At 67.8% G+C, this 3,224-nt stretch carries 3 protein-coding genes; all 3 read left to right on the plus strand.

Annotation, left to right across the window (positions count from 1 at the left end):
- Nucleotides 1-554: ferric iron reductase (locus tag A9D60_RS25300; RefSeq protein ID WP_217492098.1), on the plus strand; the 554-nt coding region annotated here is incomplete at its 5' end.
- Complete coding sequence (locus tag A9D60_RS25305) at nt 541-2,253, plus strand: IucA/IucC family protein (RefSeq protein WP_065270136.1); 1,713 nt, start codon at nt 541-543, stop codon at nt 2,251-2,253. The genes A9D60_RS25300 and A9D60_RS25305, both read left to right, overlap by 14 nt.
- 5 nt (nt 2,254-2,258) lie before the next feature.
- On the plus strand, nt 2,259-3,224 hold a 966-nt coding region (locus tag A9D60_RS25310), incomplete at its 3' end, for an AMP-binding protein (RefSeq protein WP_065270137.1).

Raw genomic sequence — 3,224 nt, forward strand, 5'->3', positions numbered from 1 at the left:
TGCTCGACCCGGTCCTGGACCTCTATGACCGCCACGGCATCGCGCTGGAGGCGCACCAGCAGAACAGCCTCCTGGACCTCAGCACCGGCCTGCCGACCCGCGGCTATTACCGCGACAACCAGGGCTATTTCATCGCCGAGGACGCCCTGCCCCGCCTCAGTGCGCTGGAGCCGTCGCTGGCGGACCAGCCCGCCCTCGTCTACCCCCGCGCCCATATCAACGAGCGGATGGCCTATTACCTGGTGGTCAACCAGACCTTCGCGGTGATCCGCCGCCTGGGCTGCGACGGGCTGGTGCCGGAGCCCGCACTGCTCTTGCAGCTGCGCCAACGGCTGACCTCTGCCGCCAGCCGTCTCAGCGGCGCCGGGGCAGAGTTCGCCCGCTACCTGCTGACCGCACCCGCGCTCTCCGCCAAGGCCAACCTGCTGACCCGCGCCCGCAACGTGGATGAGCTGGAGACGCAAGCGCAGGAGGGCCTGTTCCTGCAGATGCCGAACCCGATTGCCGCGGTACAGCCGCAGCAAGTGCAGGAGCGCACCGATGTCCCTGCATGAAACCGTAAGCCGCGCAACCTCCGCCCCCCGCGTCCTGCGCCAGCTGTGCGAGGCGCTCCTGTTCGAGGGCTGGGCCGCCTCACTGCAGCTGGACCGCAGCCAAACCGTCAATTGGTCCTTCCGGCAGACCCAATTCCGCGCCCGCGGCCGCCGCGGCGCCTTTGGCCGCTACCGGCTGCAGGAGGGCAGCATCGAGGTCCGGGACAGCAGCACATGGCGCCCCGCCACCACCGAAGACCTGCTGGCAGCGGTGGCAGAGCCTTCCCTCGCGCTGGACATTCTGCGCGCCGACCTCCGCCATACCGAACACCTCAGCGATCTGACCGCGCTGCATATCCCCGCTGCTACCCGGCGGCACCGCATGGGCATCTCCGCCCTGGAAACCGCCCTGCATGAGGGTCACCCCTATCACCCCTGCTACAGGGCCCGCAGCGGCTTCACCGACGCCGATCACCTCGCCTACGGGCCGGAAGGCGGCGAAACCTTCCGCCTGGCCGGCGTGCTGTTCCACCGCGATCTGGTGCAGCAAGTGCTGCCGCACGAAGACTTCTGGGAACACGAACTGGGCACCGCCGAATGGCAGCGCATCACCGCGCTGGCAGAGCAGAACGGCGCACCGCTCAACAACTTCCACTTGCTGCCCCTGCACCCCTGGCAGCACGCCGAACTTCAGGACGACCCGCTGTTCAACGCGTGGCGCGACACAGGCCAGCTGGCAGACATAGGCCCCATCGGCGCCCCCTACCGCGCCACCCAGTCGATCCGCACCCTGATGAGCGCCGCTGAACCTTCCCGCGCCCATGTGAAAACCGCGATGGCGATGCGCAACACCTCCTCGCTGCGCACGCTCGCGCCAGAGTCGGTCGCCGTCGCCCCCGCTATCTCCAACTGGCTGGCGCAGGTGCTGAACAGCGACCCGCTGTTCACCAGCCGCTACCTGCTGACCGTCCTGCCGGAATACGCCGCCATCACCGCCGGCCGCAGCACCGCGCTGGACGGGCATCTGGCCGCCATCTGGCGGCAAAGCCCCGAAGCGCTCGGCCTGCCCGCAGACCAGATGATGCCGTTCAATGCCCTCGCCCTCACAGACCCCGACGGCAGGCCCCTGATTGCCCCCTGGATCGAAACCCACGGCCTGGACGCCTGGCTCGCCCGGCTGATCGAGGCTGCGGTACTGCCCATCTGGCACCTGATGGTGGCCCACGGCATCGGGCTGGAGGCGCATGGGCAGAACCTGATCCTGCAGCACGAAAACGGCTGGCCCGCGGGCCTCATCGCCCGCGATTTCCACGAAAGCCTGGAATACGTGCCGGAGCTGCTGTCGCGCCCGGACCTTTGCCCGGACCTCGCGCAGATCGACCCGGCCTATGCGGACGCGCCGCCGGACAAATTCCACCGCATGTCCAGCGCCGAAGAACTGCGCTGGCTGGTGATGGACACGCTGTTTGTCTTCAACCTCGCCGACCTCTCCGACCTCCTGCAACGCCACTATGGTTTTGCAGAAACCGAATTCTGGCGCCGCGTCCGCACCCGTCTGGACCGCTACGCCGCCGAACACGGCCTGCAGGACCGGCAAGCCGCCTTCGCCCCCTTCACCCCGCAGATCCGCGCCGAAAGCCTGATTTCCCGCAAATTAGAGCCTGAAAATCCGCAGCACGGCCACCTGATCGCCAATGCCCTGGCAACCGGAAAAGGATGACAGACATGTTTGTTCTGAACGACACCCCCATCGACCACTCTGACCTCGCCGCGCGGCTGGACCGCGTGCTGAGCGAGCCCGCCGCGCACCGCTACGGCCTGCATATGCAGAATGCAGGCGCTGCGCTCTCGGCGCTGCTGTACCTGCGCGCGCAAGGCGCCGGCGTCTTCCCGATCCACGCAGGCATCCCGCCGGAAACCGCCCGCGAAATGGCGCAGGCGGCAGGCTGCGACGTGATGCTCAGCGACGGGCTGAAACAGACCGCCCTGCCGCAAGCCGGCACCGCCCCGCGCGGCGGCGTGCTGGTGCAGATGAGCTCCGGCACCACCGGTGCGGCCAAGGTGATCACCCGCACTTGGGAGGAAATCGCGGCAGAGGTCGAAAGCTACGCCGCCTTCTTCACCGCCAGCGCCGCGATGACACCGGTGATCGCCTGCCCGGTCACCCATTCCTACGGGCTGATTGCCGGCGTCTTCGTGGCGCTGCACCGCGGCCATGTGCCGGTGGTGATCGACAGCCTGAACCCGAAATACATCCTGCGCCGCCTGCGCGAGACGGATCAGCCGCTGCTCTACACCTCGCCTGCGATGCTGCACACGCTGGCGCGCCTCCTGCCCGCGGACCAGAGGCTTTATGCCGCCAACACCTCCGGCACCGTGCTGCCAGAGGCCTGGTTCCAGCTGATCCGCGCCCGCACCACCTATCTGTTCCAGCAGTACGGCTGTTCGGAGGCAGGCTGCGTCGCCATCAACCAAGACCTGCAGAACCCCTATGACGTCGGCCAGCCGCTGCCGCATGTGACCCTGACCGCGGGCCATGACGGCACGCCGGATAACGTGCGGATCACCGTGGACAGCCGAGAAATCAACACCGGCGACCTCGGCCACCTGACCGGCAGCGGCATGCTGGTCTTCACCGCCCGCGCCGACGATATGATCAACGTCGCAGGCCTCAACGTCTATCCGCAGGAC

The organism is Leisingera sp. JC1 (genome assembly GCF_001679925.1).
GTDB lineage: Bacteria > Pseudomonadota > Alphaproteobacteria > Rhodobacterales > Rhodobacteraceae > Leisingera.